Origin of the sequence: Singulisphaera photorubra, from assembly GCF_045290345.1 — a bacterium.
Lineage (GTDB): Bacteria > Planctomycetota > Planctomycetia > Isosphaerales > Isosphaeraceae > Singulisphaera.
In genome coordinates, this window is record NZ_CP155447.1 from 10,416,219 (window position 1) to 10,438,883 (window position 22,665).

The following is a 22,665-nucleotide window of genomic DNA, read 5'->3' on the forward strand; positions in this document are numbered from 1 at the left end:
GGTCGTGCCCCAGCCATCGAGCCGGCGGCGCCTGTTGCCGGCCTGATAGTCCCCGCATCGGGTGCTTACAAGTAGGTGCAAGCCTTGTTGGCTATTGACCTTGCAGCATCCGACACCCCCGACCCGTAAGCTCGTCGGGTCGATTGGCTCGACGATCCAATTGTTCACCCGATTCATTTCGGGCTTGCGTTCGAATGGCCTCGAGGCCGAAATTGGACGTCCTCCCCACCTGCAATTTGGCGATGGAATGCGAAGCCCAACCCATGCCTGCACCTTGTCGAGAATGACCTGCACGGTGGTCTGTATCGTACTGGGATCGCACGCGACGGCCGAATCAGGACTCCCATGAACCGCATCGACACACTGTTTACCCGCCTGAAAAGCGAAGGCCGACGCGCTTTGATGCCGTTCATCACGGCGGGCGATCCCGACCTGCCCACCACCGCGGCGCTCATCACCGAGCTCGTGGCTCGGGGCGCGCACATGGTCGAAATCGGCATCCCCTATTCCGACCCGATCGCGGACGGGCCGGTCATTGCAGCGAGCTATCACCGAGCCCTCGGGCACGGAGTGAAGCTCGCCCATATCTTCCAGACGATCCGGACCTTGCGGGCCGAGACCGCCACCGGCCCTCTGACCGCGGCGCCCTGGTCACGATGGTTTCCTACTCAATCATCCACCGTCAGGGAGTCGACCGCTATCTTCGTGAGGCGGTGACCGCCGGTATCGACGGCCTGATCGTCCCCGATCTCCCCGTCGAGGAGTCGGAGGGACTCTGTCGCAAAGCGACCGCCCTGGACTTGCGCTTGATCCAGCTCGTGACCCCGACCACCCCCCGCGACCGAGCGGTCCAGATCACCCGCTCGACGACCGGCTTCGTCTACTACGTTTCGGTGGCCGGAATCACCGGGGAACGGCGGTCGATCCCGGCGAACCTGGTGGAGAATGTCGCCTGGCTCCGCACCCAGACCGACCTGCCGATCTGCATCGGGTTCGGGATCAGCACCCCCGAACACGTCCGCGAGCTCGCGCCCGTCGCCGATGGCCTGATCGTCGGCAGCGCGCTCGTCAAGCGACTCGTCGATGCCGAGAAGCTGACCCGTGCCGAGGTCGTCAAGGAAATCGGCCAATTCGTCGCGGAACTCGCCAACGGTTTGGATACCACCCCGCCTCGCCCCGCGATCTGAGCCCAAGGGAGAGGGAAGTCTGAGGGGGGTGCCCCTCAGACTTCGTAGGTCGCTAGCCGGTCGGGGATCTCGACCGGATTCAAAAGATGGGGCTGAAGAACCGGAGCGAGTGCTTCGAGGCCTTCAGGCTCGCCATGCACCAGGAATCCCCGCTCGATTCCACCGCCGGTCTGCTCGTACCACCAGGCCAGGTCATTGCGATCGGCATGGCCCGAGAAGCCGTCAAGAACATAGACCGCCGCGTTCAGTTCGTGCCACTGATCCATGATCTGGATCCGCTCAACCCCTTCGGCGAGTCGTCGACCGAGGGTCCCCTCGGCCTGATAGCTCACGATCACGATCGCGTTGTCCGGGTCATCAACGATATGCCGCAAGTGGTGGCGAATTCGACCCGCTTCGCACATCCCTGACGACGAGATGATCACCAGCGGCCCTGGAACATAATTGAGCCGTCGCGAGTCATCCCAGGTGGCACAGAACTCAACGTATTTGGACCCGAAATACATCGGGTCCTTATCCATCATCTGCCGTGCGGCGGGGGTGTAGGCCTCGGGATGGTCGCGATGGATGTCGGTCAGCCGCATCGCCAGCGGACTATCAACGTAAATCGGGATCGGGCGAACCTTGTGGATCGCAAACAATTCCTGGAGACAGTAGATCATCCGCTGCGTTCGGCCCAGGCTGAATGCCGGGATGACGATCTTGCTTTGGAGCCGTGTGGCCCGGGCGACGATCGCGTGAAGCTGCTTGATCAGCTTGTCGTAGGACTCGAGCTCTCGATTCCCGTAAGTGCTCTCAGAGACCAGGATATCGATGTCCTTGACGATCGTCGGGTCAGGCAAGAGACCCATCTGGCGACGGCCCAGGTCTCCGGTGAAGAGGAACCGACGCTTTCGGCCCCCTTCTTCATAATCGAGCTGAATCATCGCCGAGCCCAGGATGTGTCCGGCGTCGAAATACGTCAGGACGATCCCCGGGAGGATTTCGACCGGCTTCGCGTAGGGCAAGCGTTGCAGCCGATCGACGACCAACTCGACATCGACCAATTCGAACAAGGGTTCGATCGGCTCGGAGTGGGGGTTGCGAAGGTTGGCGTTCCGCAAATCCTCCCGCTGAATCCGGGCGCTATCACGAAGCATCACGCTGAGGATGTCGCCCGTCGCGGGTGTTGTGATGATCGGTCCATGATAGCCGGCGCGAACCAGACAGGGGAGGCGGCCGATATGATCGTTGTGTGCGTGTGAGACGATCACCGCATCGAGGTCGCGGGGATCGAAACTAAAGTGGCGATTCGGACTATCGAGGTCGATCCGGTTCGAGTCGAACAGCCCACAATCGAGCAAAATCCTATGTGAGCCGATTTCCAAGAGATGGGCGGTACCGGTGACCTGCCGGGCCGCGCCGTGGAACGTAATGCGCAAACGATCTTCCTCCCGATAGATCCGTCGATGACGACTCGGGACGATCAAACGGATGAATAGCGTATTCCCTAGATTTGGTGCAAATTCCATGATGCCATGATCGGTCGGCGGGTTCAAGGCCACACGATCTTACGGCAAACTCTGATTGAACCGTTTCGGGATCCTGCGTAGAATTCCAGGGCGACCCTGAGCGGTCACCCTTCCGGAAGTTCTTTCCAAACCAGACCGTGTCCGAACTGGGTGAGGAGCGCCCTGTGATGACGCGCGAAATCTCTGAATCCCATCCGTTACTCCGACTCTTCCGCGGAATGACCGAAACCACGTTCATGACTGAACTGGGGATCGGTGACCCGCGCCTGGTGGGGTACGTTGCCAACTTGCTTGCCCGTTTCGTTCCCAGCCAGACGATCTGGCGGATCCGAGACGGCGAGGGACGACAGCTCACCGAAGTCACGGCCATGGTGGCGGAGGCTGAGTCGGCCTCCAATACCGCTCATCGCCGCGATTGCCATCGGCATGTCGGTGACTTCACCTTGTTCTGGACGGGCGTCTATCCCGAAGCCCTCTCCAAGCTTCAGGCGTCCGACTCTCCCGACCACTTGATCAACTATCAGGTGCAAGGCAAGAAGTCGTATTACGTGGCCAGCACGCTCGACGACGATCAAGCCGCGGTGCTACGACGGCTGAGCGATCAATTCGAGCTCTGCGCCTTCGGTCTCTCGCGGGTTCGCCGCGAGTGGGAAAAAATTGCGGCGGAATCGATGGGGGATTCGATCCCTCGTGGTTTCGTCGCCTGAGCGGAGCCATTTCCTGGCGCCCGTGCATTGGTCCTGATTTGCAGTGGGATGACTCCCTAGTTTAGATTAAGGAGCCGGACGAGCGAGGTGAGGCTTTCGTTCCGTCGGCGAAATTCCGGTGGTAGAGAGGGCCAAGCCGCGTGATGGACGTAGTGCGCTACCGACTCGACGACCTGCGACGTTTCGCCGCCGCGTTGGGCGTGGGGGTCGGCTTGGCCCCCCCCCGCGCCTCGGCGTTCGCCTCACAGCTCCTTTGGTACAACACCACCGGCGCTCCTTCCTGCGGAATCGAAACTCTGCCGCTCTGGTTGGAGCGAATCGCCAAGGGTGAGGTGGACCCTCGAGCCGAAGGCAAGGTGACGAGTGAGCACCTGGGGACGGCCGTGTTCGATGGGAGCAACGGGCTTCCCTCGTTGATCCTGGCTCGCGCCGGTGAATTGGCGATCGAGAAGGCGAGGGATGCCGCCGTCGGCTTGGTCCGGGTCGCAAACCTCCCCAACGCGGCGGGACCAGCCGCCGGAACCGCCGCCGAGATGGCGGTCGGACCGTACCTCTCAGCGATTCTCGGGCCCGGCCCCGCCTGGACGCTGGCGCTTCCGAGTGGGGACGGACTTCCCGCCGTCTTCGACTCCACGCTCGAGTTCGCTGCGGTCACCCCGTCGTCGAAAACGAACGCGGCGCGGTCGACCAAGTCGACGCCACTCCCGCTCTGGGCCCCCTGGGCGACCGCGATGGTGCCCGAAGGCGGGTGGCTCGTCGCCGCGCTCAGCATCAAGACCATCGAATCGCTCTCGGGCCTCCACGAGCGAGTGAGCAGTACGATGCGACTGACAGACGAAGCCCCCGGTCGCCTATTGCCCACGACCTGGGAAGCCCGTCGTCGTGAGGCCCGCGAACGTGGCGTTGCTGTCACAACGGTCTCGTTGACCCGTTTTCATGACTGGGCGAACCGACTCGGAGTGCCACTTCCCTCGCCCGCTGCGCAGGTGCCCCCAATTGACCGCGCCCCTCACGGCGTGGTGTAGGAGTTCCGAAATGGTTCTCCCGCTTGGCGACCTGGCAAAAACGCGCATCGTCCCCTTCGGGACTTACGGACTCATCGCGCTGAATGTCGTGATTTTCTTGAGCCAGCTCGAGCATGGCACGTCATTCACGACAACTTACGCCGCAACCCCTTACGAGATCAGCCACAACATCGACCTCCCGGTCTTCGATGGCTTGGCTCTGCCGATCGGGCCCGAGCAGGAAGAATTGCGCCGGCAGATTCAGGAGCAGGAGCACGTTCCGTTCCCGATCTGGCTGACCATTCTCACCTCCATGTTCCTGCACGCCAGCCCGCTGCATCTGGCCGGGAACATGCTCTATCTCTGGATCTTCGGGGACAATGTCGAGGAGGTCCTCGGGACGATCCGCTATTTGATCGTCTACCTGGCGTGTGGTCTGGTCGGGACGCTGCTCCAAATCGAGATGAATCCAGACTCGCTCATCCCCACCCTCGGCGCCTCTGGCGCAATCGCCGGAATTATGGGGATGTACGTGGTCTGGTTCCCTCATAACCAGGTCCGCGTCCTTGTTTTTCGTTTCATCACCCAGATGCCCGCTCTGTACGTCATCGGATTCTGGATCATTCTTCAGATCATTGAAGGGGTGGGCTCGGCCGGCAGGATCGGCGAGGCGGGGGGGGTCGCCTATCTCGCCCATATCGGTGGCGCGGCCACCGGAATTCTCTTCGCATTCCTTTACGCCGATCGAGCGCGCGAGGTCGAAGCGTTGCACGACGCCCAGGATGGTTGGTTCGTCGGCCCCTGACGCAGGGCGCACGTCCCATCCTGTCTCGTTCCGTCCCGTCCGATCAACGATGTTCGGCCAGAACCTCGTCGATAGCGCGGTATTCCAGGCACGCCGGCTCGAACTTGATCGGCTGGTGCCGGCTCTTCCTCCTCTTGCGTTCCAGGGTCAGGCCGATTCCTTGGAAAGTGGCCCACCAGGAGACGCCGTAGATCAGGTATTGCCACATGGGTAAGACGACCATCAGCAGGCCGGTGAAATACATCTGAACGGCGGGAACAAAATACCAGGGATTCACGAGATACGCCGTGGTCGCGAATCCAAAGGTACTCAGCGTCGCCCAGACGGCCTTGAACCATTCGATGGAGAAGCCCGTCAGCAGGTTGAGTGAGGTGACGTTGAACGAGAGAATCAGGAAGGTCGCCCAGACGCGAGTCAGGATCTCAGCGAGGGGCGTCGCGCGAAACCATCCGGGGCCCGCCACGCGACGGATCACCCACAGATTGGTGACAAGCTCCAGGCCCCAAAGGCCCAGATAATGGATGTTGCGTCGGTCCCCGATCGTGTAGAGAACATGGCAGGTGACGAAGACGGCCAGATGAATCCAGCCGATTATCATCAACGCGAGCCCCCAACGGTCGCGTAGGGCGACGCGTTCGAGGTCGGCCACCAGATCGGATTTCCAGCGAGACAAGGTGTTGGCGGGACGCTTCGAGGCGATCATGGGCATCACCGGTTTCCCGGGGTTGAATTCGAGGAGTAACGATGAATCATCGACGTCTGGGACGGACCGGCTTGAAGGTTTCCGAGATCGGCCTCGGCACGATGACCTTCGCGGGCCAGTGCGACGAGGCGACCTCGCACCAGATCCTCGACACCGCGACCGAACGAGGGGTGACGTTGATCGACACGGCCGACGTCTACCCGATTCCTCCTGCCCCGGAGACGAGCGGGAGGACCGAGGAGGTCATCGGACGTTGGCTCGAGCGGAAAGGGGGGCGCGACCGGTTCGTGATCGCGACCAAGTGCCGGTTGCGAGTCGGCCACGGTCCCAACGATCAAGGATTGTCGCGCCGGCACATCCTCGCGGCCTGCGAGGCCAGCCTCAGACGGCTCAAAATTGAGGCCATCGACCTTTATCAATCGCACATGCCCGATCCTGAAACCCCCATCGACGAAACACTTCGCGCGTTCGACGATCTCGTCCGGACCGGCAAGGTCCGCTACGTCGGCTGCTCGAATTATGCGTCATGGGAGCTCGCGTTGGCGCTCGGAACCAGCGAACGGGCGAGAATTGCTCGCTACGACTCGGTGCAACCTCGTTACAACCTGCTTTATCGCGAAATCGAGACCGACTTACTTCCGCTCTGCCGCGACCAAGGCGTGGGCGTTATCGTCTACAACCCGCTCGCCGGTGGACTGCTCTCGGGCAAGCACCGACCCGACCAACCTCCACCGCCGGGGACCCGATTCACGCTCGGCGACTCAGGAAAGCTCTACCGGGATCGATACTGGCAATCCGCGCAATTCGAGGCGGTCGAGACGTTGCGTCAAGTTTGTCAGAAACGGGGCCTGAGCCTTGCCACTCTGAGCGTCGCCTGGGTGCTGTCACACCCTGAGATCAGTTCGGCGATCGTGGGAGCGAGCCGCCCCGAGCAACTGATCGAGACTCTCGCCGCAACCGACCTGACGGTCGACGACGAACTTCGCGAGACCTGCGAATCGCTTTGGTGGATCCTCCCCCGACGACCTGCCAGTCGCTGAGGCTGCGAAGCATGATCGTTGGGGCCTTGGGAACGCTCGAAACCCTCGAAACGCGTCATTGGCTCACGAGGGAGGATTCGGCTCCAAGCGGTCGATGTCGTCGGCAGACTCAGCTCGGTCGAGCGTGAGGATCCCTTCAAGGTGGTCGATTTCGTGCTGGAGCACGCGAGCGAAGAATCCGGTGGCCTCGACCCGGGTGGGCGTGCCGTCAAGGGCGAGATACTCGACGTGGATCGACAAGGAGCGTACCACCCGCACGCGATAGTCGAGGAAGCTGAGACAACCTTCCCAGGCGGATTCGGTCTCGGCCGAGGACCAGATGATCCGCGGGTTCACCAGCGCCGTCACCTCGACCTCGGGTCGGTCGGGGGAGTGCTCGGTGGGGAAGGATCCCGCGAGAATCAGGCCCACCGAAACCCCAACTTGAGGGGCGGCCAACCCGACGCCTCCGGAATGCTCCAGGGTCTCGAGCATGTCGCGAACCAGCGTTTGAATGGACTCGCTCGCGATTTCCTCGGGCGCGAGGCTTCGGACCTTGGCCTTCAACACCGGGTCGCCGAGCTGGACGATTGGGCGGATCATTGCGCAATTCTCGTCTGACTTGAAGCCAACAATCGGGGACTCAACCAACCCCATCTTACAATGCGGAGCACCGACCAACGAAGGCTCGAGCCGAGCATTGTTCATTTCGCCTTGCCTTCATTACACTGAAATGAGAGCCCAAAATGCAGGATCCTGACGGTTCCTTGTTCCGTTGACCAGGAGGGCGCGATGAACCAGATTCAGTCTTATCCGCTCTGGATCGGTCATGGCGGCGAGGGGCATAACTTCCCGCCCATATTCGACGCTGGCATTGAGGCGGTGATCGAGCTCGCGATGGAGGAGCCGGCCCTGCCTTCCATCCGCAATTTGATCTCCTGCCGGTTCCCGCTCCACGACGGTGTTGGCAACCCTCCGGAGCTGCTGGTCCTCGCCATCCGGACGGTGGCCAGCCTGATCGAGTCGGGCATCCCGACGCTGGTGTGCTGCTCAGGGGGGATGAGCCGGTCCCCCGCGATCGTGGCGGCAGCCCTCGCGTTGGTGAACCACGAGTCTCTGGAGGAGTGCCTGAAAAGCGTCACCTACCACCATCCCAGTGACGTCTCGCCCGGCTTCTGGAACGAGATTACCAAGCTGCCTCACGAGTTACTCGAAGTCGGATGCCTGATTCGCCATTGAGCCACCAAGCCCTCGGGAACGGGCCGAGCCGAACTGTCGACGCAAAAAATGACAAGGGTTCCGACCTCACCGGAGAGGAGGTCGGAACCCTTGTCAGTTTGCCGGCTCATCAAACGGTACGAATCAACCGCGACCCCGAGCCGCCCTGGCCTGAGCACGAGCGTGGGCGAGCACTCTCGCCCCTTGCCCGCCGCGGGGGAGCACGCCGTTAACCACCGGGACGAACTGACCGCGATGGTTCTGGAACCCGCCAAGACTCTTCCGGCCACCGAAGGCGACCACCACCGTGTCGCCACATCCGGTGTTGCAGGGAAGCGAGACCGAGAGGTCGTACCGGTGGTGGACGTTGAGGTGCCGTGCCGGAATCAAGGTCACGGTGTTCGTGACGGGGTTGAACGTCGCCGAGTTGATCCGGATGTGCTGGCCGTTGGCCGTCGTGACCGAATAGTTGGCGGGGTTATTCGCCCGGACCGGGTCCACGGTGCCGACAAAGCTGAGGACCAGCTGAGTCTGCTGGTGATGCAAGCCGTAACGAACAATGGTTCCCGGCGTCGGGCAGACTTCATTGCCAACGAAACCAGGAGGGAGCTTGGCGAAGTCGTTGTGCGGGAGATCAACATCGTTGACCGTCACCTGGAGCATTTGAAGCTGACCGGTCGGCGGAGCGGGGTAGACCGAGTCGGGCGGCTGTGAGGTCTTGCCGTTGATCAACTGATCCGGATTGGGATTCTGGACGATCGTGTATTGGCCGTTGGGGATGCAAACCTTGGGAATGTAATTGTAGGTGATGATCATCGTGGCGGCTTGCGCCCGGGTGATGTTCGTAAATTGCACTCCCGTGCCCGTGACGAGCACGTCGGCTGTGGCCGACACGGTGGGCGAAATCGTTGTACGCCCCGCCCCGGAAGTGAAAAACTGCAGGGCGGCGGGAGAGGTCAAGACCTGAGTGGTGGACGGATTGGAAACGCTCAGGTTGAAGGGAAGATCGTTTGCCGTCGGATTCAAGGGGTCGTCGGCCTGAACGAGAACAGGGCCCGCCGTCGTCGTCCCTGAATTCACGATCGGCTCGAGCAATCCATTGATCTGGTAGCTCCCGTTGAGGGTCGCTGTAATCGCAATGGGAATCGGGGCGGGATTCTCCGCAACGATGCTGCTATTCAACGTCGCCGAACTCGAGATGCTCACCGACGTCAAGGTACCGAGTGACGGGTCGAACAAGTTAAATGAAGTGGGAGTGTACGAACGATCCGTAAACGGAGTCGGCGTCGACCCCAGCGAAAGTACCTGCGGGGTCGTCGACACGGTCGGGTTATCCGTGTTGGACAGGCCGTCGAACGAGTAGGCCCCGAAAATGTCCGTGGTCGTCGACGCGACCAATTTGTTATTCGCGTCATACAACAAGACCTGAGCGCCCGCGATCGGTTGCTCACCAGGATCAAGGTGGCCGTTGTTCGTCAACGCGACGGTGTTGTTCACGTCCAGATAAACGAAACCACTAATCTCCGGGCAGCCGACACTCAGCAGCACCAACCTATCGAGTTCCTCGACGGCAGGCCGACTCTTTTTCCCCGCGGTGAAGCGTGACCGATCGCTTTCTCTAAGAATGGGCCGCGAGAGAAAACCCACCGAATTGCCGCCGAAGGTACTCATGACAATGGCCCCTTTGGTCCCTGAACCGAGCCAGCGACCGAATGATATCGAAAAAAAAAGGAGTCGCCCGTTGAGAAGCGGCCTCCTTGTGGAAGTCGAACGAGCTACGGTTGGTGGTGATCTCGACACCACCACCAACCGCCCCGCATAAAAAGCCCCGCCCGAAGCGGAGGTGAGCGAGTAGGTGAGCGAACTTCTCGACCCTTGAGGAGAACCCCTGTCGATTCGCTGCGCTGACCGCCTTACCAGGAGTCAAACGGTGACTTCATTCCGAAAACGGGAGGCTTCGAACTCTCGGCTCTGCAGGAGCCCACGTCGGCGAACCGGGTTACCGCGACGGCCGGCGACGACGCAGTCGGCCGAGCAGGACCAATCCGCCGGTTCCCAGACCGAGCAATGCAGCGCTGGGAGGCTCAGGAACGGCGTAGGTATAAGACAGGCTGACCGTAATTCCCGCATACGTCACGAGGTAGCCCGCGTAGTTGTTGCCGGTCCCCGTGACCGTCGCCCCGAAGTTTGCGCTGGCAGGAAGTCCCAATGTCCCCGACCCCTGAAACAGTGCCACCTGCGAGGGATCGGTGATCGCGAGCGTCTGGGTCCCTGTGAACGTGCTGGTCAGGTTATCCGGCATACCATCCGGTGTCAGGAAGAACGGCGATCCCGGCGAAAATTGATTCGGATTATTTGAGAACGACTGGGGCAGGTTCTCTCCAGGACTGCCGTACGACCTCGTGTAAGTGACCACCGGAGCCGTTGCCGTTAGCAAGGTCGAAAGCGGACCATTGGCGGGACCATTCAAGGTGATCGTCGGTCCGACCGTCGGAGTCTGCGGCAACGCTGAGGTCAACGAGATGGTCTGCCGGTCCGAGGAGTCCCCAAAGGTCATCGAAACTTTGTGCGAGAACGAGTAGGAAACGCTAATGTTGACCGACTGCAACGTACCAAGCCCTGGGTCGAACTTGCTGAAGACCAGTGGGTCCTGCCCCTGAAACGTGGTATTCGGCCCCCAGATGGCGTAGGCCGGAGCGATCGACTGGGTCTGCACGGGCGTGACCGCGGCCTGCACACTCAAGCCGCCCAGTAACGACACAGCTAAGCAAATAAACCCAAAACCGCTTGCTCTCACTCGCATCAGAACACTCCTTCACGGCCAGTATACCTGAGTTTCTGGCCTCAAGACTTCGACTGGCTCAAATTCCACATAATTCCCACGAGGAAGACGCATATGATTCGAAGGAGCGTGAACTCGGGACCAGGATCGCCCCCTCCGACGGCTCGAGGCCGAAGATCGAGGCGGCCCCGTACGTCTCAATCAGGCCGTTGGGATCAAGGCCAGCCTCTTTTTCGATCGCGATCTTAGCTCACGAATGAAAGAGCGATAATTCGAGTATCAAGGATGGACCGAAAATCAGGCCCTTGAGTCTTAATATTGCAACAGCCGGCACCTCGCGCTGTCTGGGAAGGACAGAGGCGGGCACCTCGAGCAACGTCGCCCGCCCAACCGACGAAGGGATCCCCGGCCTGAACCCGCTGTCGACCCGACTTTCATGGCGGGCGTGGCAGAAGATTCCCAGAGCCACAACGAACACATACCAAGAGCGACCGGAGCGTCTTCTTCGCGTCCCAAAGAGATTAAACGAGGACGGACATGGCCGGAGGGATCCTCGATCGACTGGAGCATCTGGGACGGTTTGTCGACTTTGCATTCCAGGTGATTGGGGCGATGCCGGGCGCCCTGATCCACCGCGCGGGCGACGTGATCCGCCAGTTCGAACGAGTCGCATGGGGAAGCTTGCCGATCATCGTGGTCGCCGGGGTCAGCGTGGGACTGGTGACCTGGCTTCAGACCCACCGGCAACTGGCGACCTACGGGATCGAGGCGACTCTGCCCAGCTTCCTGACGCCCGCGGTGTTGGTCGAACTGGGGCCCATGCTCGCGGGCCTTCTGGTGGCCGGGCGAATGGGAGCCGGCCTGGCGGCCGAATTGGGGTCGATGCGGTTGACCGAGGAGGTCGAGGCCCGCGCGGTGCTGGGTGCCTTGCCGATCCCCACCTTGGTCGCGCCGCGAGCGATCGCCTGCGCCCTGGCTGTCCCATTTCTCACAGTCCTCATCGACGCGGCGGCCGTGCTCGGCGGGATGGGGGCGGAGGCGGTGGGAGGGACACTCTCAGCCAGCCTGTTCTGGCACAAATCACTCCTTTACCTGCGGCTCTGTGACGTGATCCCGGCGACGCTCAAGACCTCGGTGTTCGGCCTGCTGATCGGCCTGGTGGGTTGCTGGACGGGCTTGAACGCCAACCGTTCGACCGAGTCGGTCGGGCGCGCCGCGACCACAGGAGTGGTGCGGGCCATGCTCGCCGTCTTCGTCGCCAACGTGGCAATGGTGCCCTGGATCCAGGCGATGACGAGCGTGTTCGGATGGACGAATTAAAACAGAAATTCTTCTTAAAAGAATGAATTGAGCGGATCGCGGTTGGTCGCCTTTTCAGAGCACTCTGCCTAGAATAATGGGTTGCTCGAGTTCGCTCGAATGAACCAGTTCACGGGATCGAACCGGTCTTTTTACCGTGCCGAGTCGAGGTCCAGCCATGAATCGAGAGATTGGGCGGTGGCGGGCGCTGGCCAACGCCGGGTTCGCCTTGGCGATTCTGACCCTGGCCGGATTCGGCATGGCCCAGGTGGCCAGCCGACAATGGCGCATCCAGAAGACCTTCCGCGTCCACGTCGACTTCGCCACAATCGGCGGCCTCGGTGTAGGACAACGCGTTCGGATCCAGGGAATCGACGCTGGCGTGGTGGAGGATGCCGTCCCTCCACGGGCGCCAGGGCAACCCGTCCATCTCGTCTTACGGCTCGATGAACGGCTCAGGCCGCTCGTCCGGTCCGACGCGATCGCGCGGATCGTGACCGAGGGAGTGGTCGGCTCCAAGGTCATCGAGATCGCACCAGGCCGGCCCGATGCGCCGCCCCTTCCCGCAACCGGCCTGATCGCCGCCGAGCGCCCGCTCGAGATGAACGACCTGCTCCAGGAAGCACGAAAATCACTCGGCCGCGTGGACGCGGTGGCCGAGGCCGCTGCGCAAGGCCTGGGCGAGATCAACCTGATTGCCGCCACGATCCGCAAAGGGGAGGGGAGCCTCGGCAAGTTCGTTCAAGACGAAGAAGCCTACCAGAAGCTCCTCGCACTCTCCTCTCGTGGCGAACGGACCCTAAACGACGTCGAGGAGAACCTGGCGGCCCTGAAGCGCACCTGGCCGCTCTCTCGCTACTTCAACGATCGCTCCTTCTTCGACAGAGACCGCGTGCTCTACCATCCCGGAGCAGAGCGAGAGAGCCAGGTCATCCACGAGGCGGACCTCTTCGAACCCGGTCGGGCCGTCCTGACCAGCCAGGGCCGCACGAGGCTCGACGGGATCGCCGGTTGGTTCAAATCCGTCCGCCGTCCCTCGTCGGAAGTCGTCATTGCCGCCTTCACCGACAGGGATCGCGACCAGGAACTGGCCCAGATCCTGACCCAGGAACAGGCCGATGCCGTCCGGAGATACCTCGTCGAGAAACACGCGATTCAGTCCACCGGTTGGTTCGGCAGCCGAAAAGTGGCCGCGGTCGGCTTCGGTGGCCAGGTCCCGAGCCCACTCACCGAGATTGCCGGCAACCAACCCCCGCGCCGCGTCGAGATCATCCTCTTCACACCTCAGACCTGAGAACGTATCGATTTCGCCAACGGCACGCGGTTGTATCTCAACCGGGGAGCCTGTATGCTCCACAAATCCGACAACTGTCAATGGCTTTTCATCAACCTGATGCGGCCCGCGCGATGGTTTGCGTCGAGCCGCCGGGTCTTCCCAGGAGGTTCTCATGCTTCGTCGCACCTGGCTTGCAACGCTGGCGATTTTCCTCACCGCGGTTCCTGCCGCACAGGCCCAAGTTAAGCTCGAATACAAGTTTCCCGAAGGGAGGAAGTCAACCTTCAAGACCACCGCAAAGACGCATCAGATCCTGAGTATCATGGGCATGGACGTGGAGACCGAGGCCGAAGAGTCGGTTGTCACGAGTTCGATCATCGGCAAACGGAACGCAGATGGAACGCTGCCGATGACTCATAAGATCGAGTCGATCCGCACGCAACTGTCGCTTCCGGGAGGAATCAACGTGACGTTCGACTCGGCCGATCCCAACGGGAAAATCGAGAATGCCCAGGTGGCCTTTCTTGGCGATGTCTTCAAGGCACTCGTCGGAGTCAGTTACTCGGTCGTGCTCGACGCCAAGGACAAGGTCAAGTTCGTCGAGGGGACGGAGACGTTTGACGCCAAGCTCGATGGTCTCGACCCGAAAGCCGCGGCGGTGCTCCGAGGGCGAATCAATGCCGAGAAGATCAAGCAGGCCTTCGAGCAGGAAAACGGGAATTTGCCCGACGTACTCGCCCGCCAGGGAGAGCCTTGGGAAGCGACCGAGATCATGGACCTCGGCTATGATCAAAGTTTGACGCTCCGCAAACGCTTTGAGTACCTGGGAACGGTCGAGAAGAACGGCAAGACGCTCGACAAGATCGGCGTTCGTGCCCTGACTGTGGTTTACGCAATGGATCCGAAGTCGGCCTCGCCGCTGAAGGCGACCAAGAGCGACCTCAAGGTGGAGTCCTCCGAGGGGACGATCCTGTTCGACCGCGAGGCCGGCGAAAAAATCGAGAGCACGATGGTCACCCGGATCAAAGGGAACCTCACGCTGACGGCCAACGACAAGGAACTCCCCACGACCCTCGACCTGACCCTGGATATCTCGGGCCAACGTGAGCCACTCGAGAAGTGAGCCAAGCTGTTGGAATATCCCAAGGTCGAGCCCTTCGACGACGCTTCCCGAGGGCCGCCAGCCTCCCTTAATCGCTCGACAAGCGAAGAACCGGTTCGGGGAACAGGTTGACGCTCGCCCCGTGGTCGATTAGCCTTGGGAAAGAGGACGAGCCTTTGCGACGACGCCCCCGAGCCGAGGAGAGGATACCTCCGTGGCCTCCTTGTTCGTCATCCAAGGGGCCGACCAGGGTAAGCGATTCGAACTGAAATCCAAACCCATGGCAATGGGGCGAGATCAGTCGAATCCGATCCGGCTCCACGACACCGAGGTTTCCCGACGCCATGCCGAAGTCCGACCCGTCGATGATTCTTACCGAATCATCGACCTGGGCTCGGCCAACGGCACGTTCGTCAATGGCCAGCCGATTGACCAGGCGCCCCTCCGTTCGGGCGACCGGCTTCAGCTCGGCCAAACTGTCATGCTTTTTAACGAAGGCGTTGGACCCGAGCGCGACTTGACTGCGCGGGTCGACGTCCTGAGCCGCACCAGCCCCGACGATCGCTCGGCGATCCTCAAGAGCATCCCGGCCGGGGAAGGCTCGCGCGTCCTCCAGGCGCCCGACATCACCGGCGGCTGGCTCAAGGATCGCTTGCTCAACCTGTCGGTCATGTACCGCACGACGCAGGCGATCAGCCACGTCATGGAGATCGACGCCCTCCTGCCGCAGATCCTCGAGCTCGTTTTCGAGTCGATCAGCGCCGATCGAGGGGCGATCCTCTTGAAGGATGATAACGGGCAGCTCGTCCCCAAGGCCGTCCGCTGGCGCGGGCCGGCCGAGCCCGATGAGCGGATGACTATCTCCCGGACGATCGTCGAGCACGTCCTCGAGCAAGGGCAGGGGGTCATTACCTCGGACGCCCCCGGGGATAAGCGGTTCGGTCCCGCCCAGTCGATCGTCGACTATGGTATTCGCGAGGCCATCTGCGTCCCCGTGCAAGGGCGGCATGCGACCCTGGGGGTTCTCTACGCCGACATCCGCGCGGCCAGCGGCTTCATGCCGACGACGTTCACCCGCGAGGGCGTCCGCAGTCGATTCTCCCAGGACCACCTGATGCTCATGGCCGCGATCGGCCACCAGGCCGGCCTGGCGATCGAGAACACCCTCTTCTATAACGACAAGATCCAGGCCGAGCGGCTCGCTGCGGTCGGTCAGACCATCGCCACGCTCTCACACCACATCAAGAACATCCTCCAGGGGATCCGGGGCGGGAGCTACTTGATCGACATGGGCCTGAACGAGAAGGACGACGCCATCGTCCGACGCGGCTGGACCATCGTCGAGAAGAACCAGGGCAAGATCTACAACATGGTCATGGACATGCTCTCGTTCTCCAAGGACCGCGAGCCCGCGCTCGAACCAAACGACCTCAACGAGACCATCACCGACGTCGTCGAGTTGATGCAGTCGCGGGCCAAGGAGCTTGGAGTCGAATTGCAGTGGGAGCCGGGCGCGAACCTCGACCAGGTCCTGATCGACGCCGACGGAATCCATCGGGCGATCCTCAATATCCTGACCAACGCCATCGACGCCTCCGAAGGCGTCACAACTCCCCGCGTCGTCGTCAAGACCGTCTGCGATCCCGATAGCTCGACCGCCCGGATCACCATCGCGGACAACGGGATTGGGATCGATGAAGAAGACCTTGCCTCGATCTTCCAGGTCTTTTCCTCGAGCAAGGGATCGCGCGGGACTGGCCTGGGACTCCCCGTCTCGCAGAAGATTATCCGCGAGCACGGCGGCAAGATCGTCGTCACCTCGAAAGTGGGACAGGGGTCAACCTTTGTGATCGACCTCCCGACGAAACGGGGCGATTCCGGCGGATCCTCCGAAGGGCCGGTGCTCACCGGTTGACCCGACCTGAGACCAGTCCTCGGGCGATCGGTCTATCGAAGGATCCTCCGCACGTTCACAGTCCACCTCGTCGGGAGGCAACAACTCCATCCGCTACTGGGCCGTCCCGCGATCCTCCTCCTGGATGCTCTCGGCTTCTTCCAGTTCTTGGTGGATTCCCTCCGGCGAGCTAATGATCAGAAGCCCATCCCTCACGCAATAAGCGAGGCCCAGTTGTTTGAGCAACAGCCTCAAGGTGGTTTTGAGCGGGACTCCCTCCAGATCCAGTGACACGGTCGACTCTAGCGTCGCATCCACATCGTTCAGCCCTCTCGGGTCCACGTAGATCGCGATCCCCTGATCATTTTCGCCGGTCGTTGCGCTCTTGATATACTTCAGCACATCCTTCAGCGACGACTCTTGGCCGAAACCCATGGAGATGGGGTCCTCAAGCTTCTTCAGAATGACTTTCGTTTGGGGAGAAGAGTCCCGGGCAGCGACGAGCCGGGCCTTCTGAGCAATAAAGAGAAGGATTCTCCGCTTCTCCGCAGCGACGTCGGGGCTGAGTCCTCCCCCTTCATCCGACGCAGCCACGTGGGCTCCAGCTCCAACGAAAACTTCCGGCGTGGGCGACGTTCGAGGTGTCGGCGGCCTCATCATGCCTGGAGGAAATACGACCGGGGCGACCGGGCGGACGTCATCCCCCGAAACCACTGCGGACGCGAACCTCTCGGTGAGCACAGCACCTGGCGCCTTCGCCGGAGCGGACGTCTGGCCGACCCTGGCGTCAGGAGTGTGGTCAACCCGAGCGACGCCCCGTCCGAGTTCGGCCTCCGCGTCCCGCACGCCTTTTGCTGCCTCTTGGTAACGGAACTGAACTTCGAGCGAGTTGATCATCGGCGACAACCCGGCTTTTTCCTGAATAATCACATGGTCCAAGGCGTTCTTCATCCGGGAGAGATGAGCCTTGGCCGCGGCAACTCGATCATCCTTGTTGTCGCTCACCTGCGCGACGGCTTCCAGAAGACGCCGAGACCATAGATATTCATCGCCGGGGTCCCCATGCCCCTGTTTTCGAAGCTCGGCAATCGAGTCGAGCGCCTTCTGAGCTAGCTCAAGGCGGATTCGAGCATCGTCACGAGGGCCGGCACTTTTCCCGGGGTCGGAAGTCCCGGTTGCGGCGGGTTCCTGCTCAGTCCCTGCGTCTCCCTCCCCCGAGACCTGGCGGGCAATCCCCCCCGCGCTGGCGGTGAGGAGTCCGGCGACGGCCAACGTCGCGGTGATCACTTTCAGCTTGCTCAGGAACATGGTACGGCAAACTCCTTCCATCAAGGCGGCGACCTGGCCCGAAACCAGGCCGGCAGCCACCCCATTGGCGACCGCGAGGCTGCTCGCGGCCTGGCCAGTGGACTCGATGAGCGTCACCGGGACCGCCGCCGAGGCGTCCCGGGAGAGCGCGGCGGTGAGGAGGCCGGCCGAAGGCGCAAGGCCTCGGCGGCTGAGGCGTGTCCGCAGGAGGTCGCGGGCCCGCGAGAGACGCCCCTTGACGGTTCCGACCGGCCAGCAAAGCTGTTCGGCGGCCTCCTCGTGGGTTCGCCCCTCCAGGTAGCAGAGCACGATCGGAGCTCGATACTTCTCGGGAAGTCGGTTCACCTCTTCATGAAGCCACGGATGTCGTTCCTGGGAACCTGGTTCCTGTGGATCGGCTCGATCGTCCACTCCTCCCTTCTCACGAGACCGCCGTCTGGCCGCCTCGGCCCGCGCCCGTAAGGCCACCCGATACGCGACCCCGTAGAGCCAATTCCCGAGAAGTGCACGGTCGCGCAGTGAACCCGCCTTCCTGACAAGTACCAAGAAGGTTGCCTGGAACGCGTCCTCGACGTCGCTGGGGTCGCGAAGCCACTGGCGGCAGACCCCCATGACCATCGGGCCATGACGCGCCACCAAGGCCTCGAACGCGGCATCATCGTGCTGCCGCACGAACCGCTCGAGCAATTGGATCTCGCTCATTCCCGCGACACTACCGAAATGAAAGAGCCGCTCGATCCGTCGGATCGTGGCTCCTAGCGGCCTGCTCGCCATGGTTGCCCCTCTCGTGAACCGGTCACCCTGGTACTGTGCGAGAGAGCTGAAGCCGATACGGAAATCTCAAAAAAAAGATTTATCGCGGGCGCTCTGTGAGCCACTCCTCAGCGGGCGTCCAAGTACGTGGTGATGGTGAACCTGCGTGAAACAGGATCGAGTGGAGGAGGCTTCGACCTCGATCGTTCCTATTGCCGGATGGCGAGCAGCCGCATCGCTCGTTCGCGGAGCGCGAACCACGGAGCAACAAGTTCGAGCGGCTCTGCCGTCGGTTCCTGCTCCAGCGGCTCGGGGCGGCCGGCGTGGTCGACTTGTACGAACTGCATCAGGCCGTCCATCCAGGGGGAGTGACGGTCGGCAAGCGGCGACCCATAAACCGCCACAACGACCTGGGCACGAGCCCGATGGATCTCCGCCCCGCGGATCTCGACCACTCTGCCGATCGGCACGGGTTCGAAACAACGCACGTCGAGGACTCGTTTCAAGACGAGATTCGCGTTCAATCCCGCCGCGCGATACGCCGTGGAGTAGGCGGCCTCCAGGGCCAGCGAAAGAAGGACTCCCGCGTAGAGCGTTCCGTGGTGGTTGGCATCTCGCGGCAAGATCAGGCGATGAGTCAATGTCTCGTCGTCAAGCGAGCGTGCCATAAGAGGATCGAGCCTATGACGGGAATGGGCAGAAGCGGCGAGCACGAATGCGCCACACCTTTGAAAAGCTAACGCGCGGGCCTCAGGGTCGCAACCGCGCGATCAAGGGTGCAAGACCGACCGGAACGGATTGAGACACGTGGTTGCCGAGTCGGGGTCCCGCGCTCGCCAAGACGAGTCGCCCCCCTTCGAAAAAAATCGAGGGGTGGCTTTTCAAAATTGGGCCGGCGAAGGAAATCCGAAACCCTCCAGAAATTCCGCCTGGCAAGCTGACCCAACCTGACATGAAACGCTAAAACCATCCCACTCGAAGCCTAAGTAAACCTTTAAGATTACTTTCCTGGCCAATTGGCTCGACGCGTTCTAAAGAATAGATGTGGGGTTCAATCTGCATTGCTGGGAGTCAGACACGAATCGACGCTCCGATCGATTACACCGAGGCAGCGCTCGACAACTTCGAGGATCTGCTGTCGTGCCCCCGATCGAGACGCCGAGATAGGTGTCAGAGGACCAGAGTGGACCCCCGACTGGCAGGGAGTGAGAAGATGCATCCGAGTATCGTCCAGTTCCTGGAGCATCTGAAGACGGAACGAAACTCGTCAGAGCACACACTCAGGTGCTATGAGGACGATCTTGTCCTGTTCTGCCAGTTTCTGAGCGAAGGGAACGGGGGAGAGGCTGACCCGATCGCCGTCGACGGACGGCGGCTGCGACGCTACTCGGCCTGGCTCAACGGCCGCGACTACGCGGCCAGCACGATCGCTCGCCGACTGGCGAGTTTACGCTCGTTCTACCGATTTCAGAGGCGGCGCGGGGTGATCACGTCGAACCCCACCGAAGCGCTCCGGAATCCGAAACAGCCAAAGCGACTTCCTCGCCTCCTCCGAATCGAGGAGATCATCCAGTTGCTCGATTCGATCGCCACCGATACGCCTCTCGGCATCCGCGACCGAAGCATGTTCGAGACCCTGTATGGCGGCGGTTTGCGCGTCGGTGAACTGGTCGGCTTGAACCTCGATGACATCGACCTCGAGCAGGAACTGCTCCGGGTCCGCGGCAAGGGCAAGCGCGAACGGCTCTGCCCGATCGGTCGGATGTCCGCGACCTGGATCACGAACTGGCTGCAAGTCCGCCAACCGAAGGCGGTAGGGGAGCAGGCCGTCTATCTCAATCGATATGGCGAACGACTGACGACGCGGAGCGTCGGGCGTCTGCTCGAGACCCACCTCATCGGCCACGGGCTTGACCCATCCGCCAGCCCGCATACGCTCCGCCACAGTTTCGCCACCCACCTGCTCGATCGGGGGGCCGACCTGCGGAGCGTCCAGGAATTGCTCGGCCATCGAAATTTGACAACAACCCAGATTTACACACATGTCACCGAAGAAAGAATGCTCGATACCTACAAGAACGCGCACCCACGTGCTCGAGGAGGAATTTAACTTCTTTATCCCGTTTTAGGCTGTTCGCGGTTGCATAACATAGTTCACCTTTTTAAGATTGGCAACGAAGTCGGCGTTCCTTTTTTTCATCCGAAATTGAAGTCTTTGAGAGGGGAACATTGACGGTCGAAGATTTCTTTGGATTCACCAAAGCCGCAAGTTTTCGAACTGGAAACCAACCTCGATCGTATCCTCACGTAGTGTACCGCGGCTTTGTTTGACGGTCTTGCATCCATGACTTAGACGTTAAGTCAGAGCGACGTTGCTAGTAGGTGGAGGTCGTTCCCGGGAGGGGAACGACAATAAGTACGGGCTGCCAATCTGCCATTCGTCAGCCCTTCTCGAACGATGGCCGTTCGAGTTACCGAAGTCGTTGCACTTCATTTTCTCAAGGATGACGCACCGAGTTCGTATCCCCATGCGGGCGCATATGGCGAGAGAATGACCCAATGAAAACTCGGCTGTTGATTGTACATCCCGAGCCGTCAACCCTGGCCCTCTTGTCGTCGATGCTGATGTCAATGGGCCACGAAATCGACGAAGCCGCCAATGATCGGATGGCGGTCCGCCTGATGGAGCGAGGCGGCGTTGACCTCATGATCGCTGGCGTCGATCCCTCGGATATCGAGGCGCTCGAATTGCTCGCTTACATGCGGCGCAAGCATCGGCAGATTCCGGTCATCCTGATGTTCCCGGATTCCAATCCAGAGCGAACCAAGGAAGCGCTTCGACTCGGGGCGCTCGCCGTCTTGAAATTCCCGGTGCCGGCCACGGAGTTGCGGGCCGCCGTCACACAGGCGCTCGGCCCCGTCGCAGCCGCTCAAGCCAGCGCGGCGGTAGCCGCGGCCGCCGCTCTGCCCAAGCCAGCGGCGACAACCCCCAGCGCCCCTCAACCCACCGCCAACCCGCAGAATTATTCGCCCGCCCCGGCGGCCTACCACCGAGCGGAGCAATTGGCCAAGGATTGGGGAATTGTCGGCAACGATCCCAGTCTGCGGCAAGCCATCGAGCTGGCGGCGTCGATCGCCCCGATGCGCTCTCCGGTACTGATCGTCGGCGAGCCCGGCACCGGCAAATCGCTCCTGGCGCGGACCCTGCACAATATGGGCTCGCGAGGCGACAAGCCGTTTATCAACTTCGATTGCACCGCGCGAGGCGAGACCTGGGCCGACCACGACCCGATGGCCTCCATCCCCGGCGCGTCCAACGGTCAGGGCGACCACGAGTGGCGGAGCAAACTTGCCCAGGCGCAGGCGGGCACGCTGTTCCTCAACGAAGTTTCCGAACTTCCCGATGACCTCAGGCTGCAACTCCTTCGCGTGCTCCAAGATCGCGAGTTCGAGTCGATGAACTCGAACCACAACGGTCAACCAGATGTGCGCTTCCTCATGTCCACCAGCGAGAACCTAGTCGGACTCGTCGAACAGGGGAAGTTCCGCCAGGATCTCTACCACCGCATTAGCGTCATCTGCCTGAAACTCCCACCGCTCCGTCATCGCGGTACCGATATCGAACAGCTCGCCGAATACTTTCGGGCTCGTTTCGCTCAGGAGTTCAACAAGAACGTTGTGGGCTTCACTCGCGACGCGCTTGACTGCCTTAATAAGTATGACTGGCCCGGCAACGTGCGTGAGCTGGAAGGGGTCATCCAGCGCGGGGTGGTCCTCAGCCAAGGGAGCCGGATCACCTCCGGACACCTTTCGCCCAGCCTGGGCAATCCGCGGATTCTTCGCCCCTCGTCGATGGCGCCTCGGCCTCATCACTCCATGAGCATCCGGCCCCTGAAGGAAGCCCTCGAAGAACCCGAGAAGCGAATCATCATCCAGGCACTTCAGGCCTTGAACTGGAATCGCCAGGAGACCGCGCGAGTCCTCGACATCAATCGAACAACTCTCTACAAGAAGATGAAAAAATACGGGCTTCTGGTGGACGGACCAATCTGGGTGAATTGACATTTTCAACTGGATTCGTGAGACCTCACCTCTCC

Annotated in this window: 20 protein-coding genes; 13 read left to right on the forward strand and 7 right to left on the reverse strand. The window is 61.4% G+C overall.

The window, feature by feature from the left end; translation table 11 throughout:
- Positions 1-345 precede the first annotated feature (345 nt).
- Entirely contained in the window at positions 346-717 is a 372-nt protein-coding gene (locus tag V5E97_RS38875) for a tryptophan synthase subunit alpha (protein ID WP_406696920.1), read from the forward strand.
- Positions 657-1,187: a tryptophan synthase subunit alpha gene (gene trpA / locus V5E97_RS38880; protein WP_406696921.1), complete on the forward strand. Its 531-nt coding sequence runs from the start codon at positions 657-659 to the stop codon at positions 1,185-1,187. Before V5E97_RS38875 ends, trpA begins: the two co-directional genes overlap by 61 nt.
- A 35-nt stretch (positions 1,188-1,222) precedes the next feature.
- On the opposite strand, the gene V5E97_RS38885 is transcribed toward trpA, so the two are convergent.
- Positions 1,223-2,608, reverse strand: coding sequence for an MBL fold metallo-hydrolase RNA specificity domain-containing protein (locus V5E97_RS38885; RefSeq protein WP_406696922.1), 1,386 nt, complete (start codon positions 2,606-2,608; stop codon positions 1,223-1,225).
- Between the two features lie 257 nt (positions 2,609-2,865).
- Here V5E97_RS38885 and V5E97_RS38890 point away from each other — a divergent pair, with 257 nt between their 5' ends.
- From V5E97_RS38890 to V5E97_RS38900, 3 genes are all read left to right on the forward strand, one after another.
- Positions 2,866-3,405 carry a hypothetical protein gene (locus V5E97_RS38890; protein WP_406696923.1) on the forward strand — a complete coding sequence of 180 codons (540 nt, stop codon included), beginning with the start codon at positions 2,866-2,868 and terminating at the stop codon, positions 3,403-3,405.
- A 143-nt stretch (positions 3,406-3,548) separates the two neighbouring features.
- Positions 3,549-4,430, forward strand: coding sequence for an Ldh family oxidoreductase (locus V5E97_RS38895; protein WP_406701289.1), 882 nt, complete (start codon positions 3,549-3,551; stop codon positions 4,428-4,430).
- A 10-nt stretch (positions 4,431-4,440) separates the two neighbouring features.
- The gene (locus tag V5E97_RS38900) at positions 4,441-5,214 is read left to right on the forward strand and encodes a rhomboid family intramembrane serine protease (RefSeq protein ID WP_406696924.1); all 774 of its coding nucleotides are present in this window, start codon (positions 4,441-4,443) and stop codon (positions 5,212-5,214) included.
- Between the two features lie 43 nt (positions 5,215-5,257).
- Here V5E97_RS38900 and V5E97_RS38905 read toward each other — a convergent pair whose 3' ends face one another.
- Positions 5,258-5,923: a hypothetical protein gene (locus V5E97_RS38905; protein WP_406696925.1), complete on the reverse strand. Its 666-nt coding sequence runs from the start codon at positions 5,921-5,923 to the stop codon at positions 5,258-5,260.
- A 35-nt stretch (positions 5,924-5,958) separates the two neighbouring features.
- On the opposite strand from V5E97_RS38905, the gene V5E97_RS38910 reads away from it, so the two are divergent.
- Complete coding sequence (locus V5E97_RS38910; RefSeq protein WP_406696926.1) at positions 5,959-6,957, forward strand: aldo/keto reductase; 999 nt, start codon at positions 5,959-5,961, stop codon at positions 6,955-6,957.
- Positions 6,958-7,020: 63 nt separating this feature from the next.
- On the opposite strand, the gene def is transcribed toward V5E97_RS38910, so the two are convergent.
- Positions 7,021-7,539 carry a peptide deformylase gene (gene def, locus V5E97_RS38915; protein WP_406696927.1) on the reverse strand — a complete coding sequence of 173 codons (519 nt, stop codon included), beginning with the start codon at positions 7,537-7,539 and terminating at the stop codon, positions 7,021-7,023.
- 189 nt (positions 7,540-7,728) lie between these two features.
- On the opposite strand from def, the gene V5E97_RS38920 reads away from it, so the two are divergent.
- The gene (locus tag V5E97_RS38920) at positions 7,729-8,175 is read left to right on the forward strand and encodes a protein tyrosine phosphatase (protein ID WP_406696929.1); all 447 of its coding nucleotides are present in this window, start codon (positions 7,729-7,731) and stop codon (positions 8,173-8,175) included.
- Positions 8,176-8,298: 123 nt separating this feature from the next.
- On the opposite strand, the gene V5E97_RS38925 is transcribed toward V5E97_RS38920, so the two are convergent.
- Both V5E97_RS38925 and V5E97_RS38930 read right to left on the reverse strand, forming a co-directional pair.
- Entirely contained in the window at positions 8,299-9,825 is a 1,527-nt protein-coding gene (locus tag V5E97_RS38925; RefSeq protein WP_406696930.1) for a choice-of-anchor E domain-containing protein, read from the reverse strand.
- Positions 9,826-10,153: 328 nt separating this feature from the next.
- Positions 10,154-10,957, reverse strand: a complete 804-nt coding sequence (locus tag V5E97_RS38930) for a choice-of-anchor E domain-containing protein (protein ID WP_406696931.1) — start codon at positions 10,955-10,957, stop codon at positions 10,154-10,156.
- Between the two features lie 516 nt (positions 10,958-11,473).
- Between V5E97_RS38930 and V5E97_RS38935 the strand changes: the two genes are divergently transcribed.
- The 4 genes from V5E97_RS38935 (at position 11,474) to V5E97_RS38950 (ending at position 16,528) form a co-directional block, all read left to right on the forward strand.
- Positions 11,474-12,256, forward strand: a complete 783-nt coding sequence (locus V5E97_RS38935; protein WP_406696932.1) for an MlaE family ABC transporter permease — start codon at positions 11,474-11,476, stop codon at positions 12,254-12,256.
- A gap of 157 nt (positions 12,257-12,413) precedes the next feature.
- Complete coding sequence (locus V5E97_RS38940) at positions 12,414-13,529, forward strand: OmpA family protein (protein WP_406696933.1); 1,116 nt, start codon at positions 12,414-12,416, stop codon at positions 13,527-13,529.
- A 154-nt stretch (positions 13,530-13,683) separates the two neighbouring features.
- Positions 13,684-14,634: a DUF6263 family protein gene (locus V5E97_RS38945; protein ID WP_406696934.1), complete on the forward strand. Its 951-nt coding sequence runs from the start codon at positions 13,684-13,686 to the stop codon at positions 14,632-14,634.
- Positions 14,635-14,827: 193 nt separating this feature from the next.
- On the forward strand, positions 14,828-16,528 hold the full coding sequence (locus V5E97_RS38950) for an ATP-binding protein (protein WP_406696935.1): 1,701 nt from the start codon (positions 14,828-14,830) through the stop codon (positions 16,526-16,528).
- 93 nt (positions 16,529-16,621) lie between these two features.
- Here the strand turns inward: V5E97_RS38950 and V5E97_RS38955 are convergent, their stop codons facing one another.
- Positions 16,622-18,589 carry an RNA polymerase sigma factor gene (locus V5E97_RS38955; protein ID WP_406696936.1) on the reverse strand — a complete coding sequence of 656 codons (1,968 nt, stop codon included), beginning with the start codon at positions 18,587-18,589 and terminating at the stop codon, positions 16,622-16,624.
- Between the two features lie 188 nt (positions 18,590-18,777).
- A complete protein-coding gene (locus V5E97_RS38960; RefSeq protein WP_406696937.1) occupies positions 18,778-19,236 on the reverse strand; it encodes an acyl-CoA thioesterase in 459 nt (152 codons plus the stop codon).
- A 545-nt stretch (positions 19,237-19,781) separates the two neighbouring features.
- Here V5E97_RS38960 and V5E97_RS38965 point away from each other — a divergent pair.
- Complete coding sequence (locus tag V5E97_RS38965) at positions 19,782-20,678, forward strand: tyrosine recombinase XerC (protein WP_406696938.1); 897 nt, start codon at positions 19,782-19,784, stop codon at positions 20,676-20,678.
- Between the two features lie 449 nt (positions 20,679-21,127).
- On the forward strand, positions 21,128-22,630 hold the full coding sequence (locus V5E97_RS38970) for a sigma-54-dependent transcriptional regulator (RefSeq protein WP_406696939.1): 1,503 nt from the start codon (positions 21,128-21,130) through the stop codon (positions 22,628-22,630).
- Positions 22,631-22,665 lie beyond the last annotated feature (35 nt).

Bases quoted from the DNA above. Each gene is read 5' to 3' on its own strand.
- V5E97_RS38900 (WP_406696924.1), top strand. From the start codon at position 4,441: ATGGTTCTCCCGCTTGGCGACCTGGCAAAAACGCGCATCGTCCCCTTC.
- V5E97_RS38930 (WP_406696931.1), bottom strand. From the start codon at position 10,957: ATGCGAGTGAGAGCAAGCGGTTTTGGGTTTATTTGCTTAGCTGTGTCG.
- V5E97_RS38920 (WP_406696929.1), top strand. From the start codon at position 7,729: ATGAACCAGATTCAGTCTTATCCGCTCTGGATCGGTCATGGCGGCGAG.
- V5E97_RS38955 (WP_406696936.1), bottom strand. From the start codon at position 18,589: ATGGCGAGCAGGCCGCTAGGAGCCACGATCCGACGGATCGAGCGGCTC.
- def (WP_406696927.1), bottom strand. From the start codon at position 7,539: ATGATCCGCCCAATCGTCCAGCTCGGCGACCCGGTGTTGAAGGCCAAG.
- V5E97_RS38935 (WP_406696932.1), top strand. From the start codon at position 11,474: ATGGCCGGAGGGATCCTCGATCGACTGGAGCATCTGGGACGGTTTGTC.
- V5E97_RS38925 (WP_406696930.1), bottom strand. From the start codon at position 9,825: ATGAGTACCTTCGGCGGCAATTCGGTGGGTTTTCTCTCGCGGCCCATT.
- V5E97_RS38965 (WP_406696938.1), top strand. From the start codon at position 19,782: ATGCATCCGAGTATCGTCCAGTTCCTGGAGCATCTGAAGACGGAACGA.
- V5E97_RS38945 (WP_406696934.1), top strand. From the start codon at position 13,684: ATGCTTCGTCGCACCTGGCTTGCAACGCTGGCGATTTTCCTCACCGCG.
- V5E97_RS38875 (WP_406696920.1), top strand. From the start codon at position 346: ATGAACCGCATCGACACACTGTTTACCCGCCTGAAAAGCGAAGGCCGA.
- V5E97_RS38890 (WP_406696923.1), top strand. From the start codon at position 2,866: ATGACGCGCGAAATCTCTGAATCCCATCCGTTACTCCGACTCTTCCGC.
- V5E97_RS38960 (WP_406696937.1), bottom strand. From the start codon at position 19,236: ATGGCACGCTCGCTTGACGACGAGACATTGACTCATCGCCTGATCTTG.
- V5E97_RS38895 (WP_406701289.1), top strand. From the start codon at position 3,549: ATGGACGTAGTGCGCTACCGACTCGACGACCTGCGACGTTTCGCCGCC.
- V5E97_RS38970 (WP_406696939.1), top strand. From the start codon at position 21,128: ATGAAAACTCGGCTGTTGATTGTACATCCCGAGCCGTCAACCCTGGCC.
- trpA (WP_406696921.1), top strand. From the start codon at position 657: ATGGTTTCCTACTCAATCATCCACCGTCAGGGAGTCGACCGCTATCTT.
- V5E97_RS38905 (WP_406696925.1), bottom strand. From the start codon at position 5,923: ATGCCCATGATCGCCTCGAAGCGTCCCGCCAACACCTTGTCTCGCTGG.
- V5E97_RS38940 (WP_406696933.1), top strand. From the start codon at position 12,414: ATGAATCGAGAGATTGGGCGGTGGCGGGCGCTGGCCAACGCCGGGTTC.
- V5E97_RS38910 (WP_406696926.1), top strand. From the start codon at position 5,959: ATGAATCATCGACGTCTGGGACGGACCGGCTTGAAGGTTTCCGAGATC.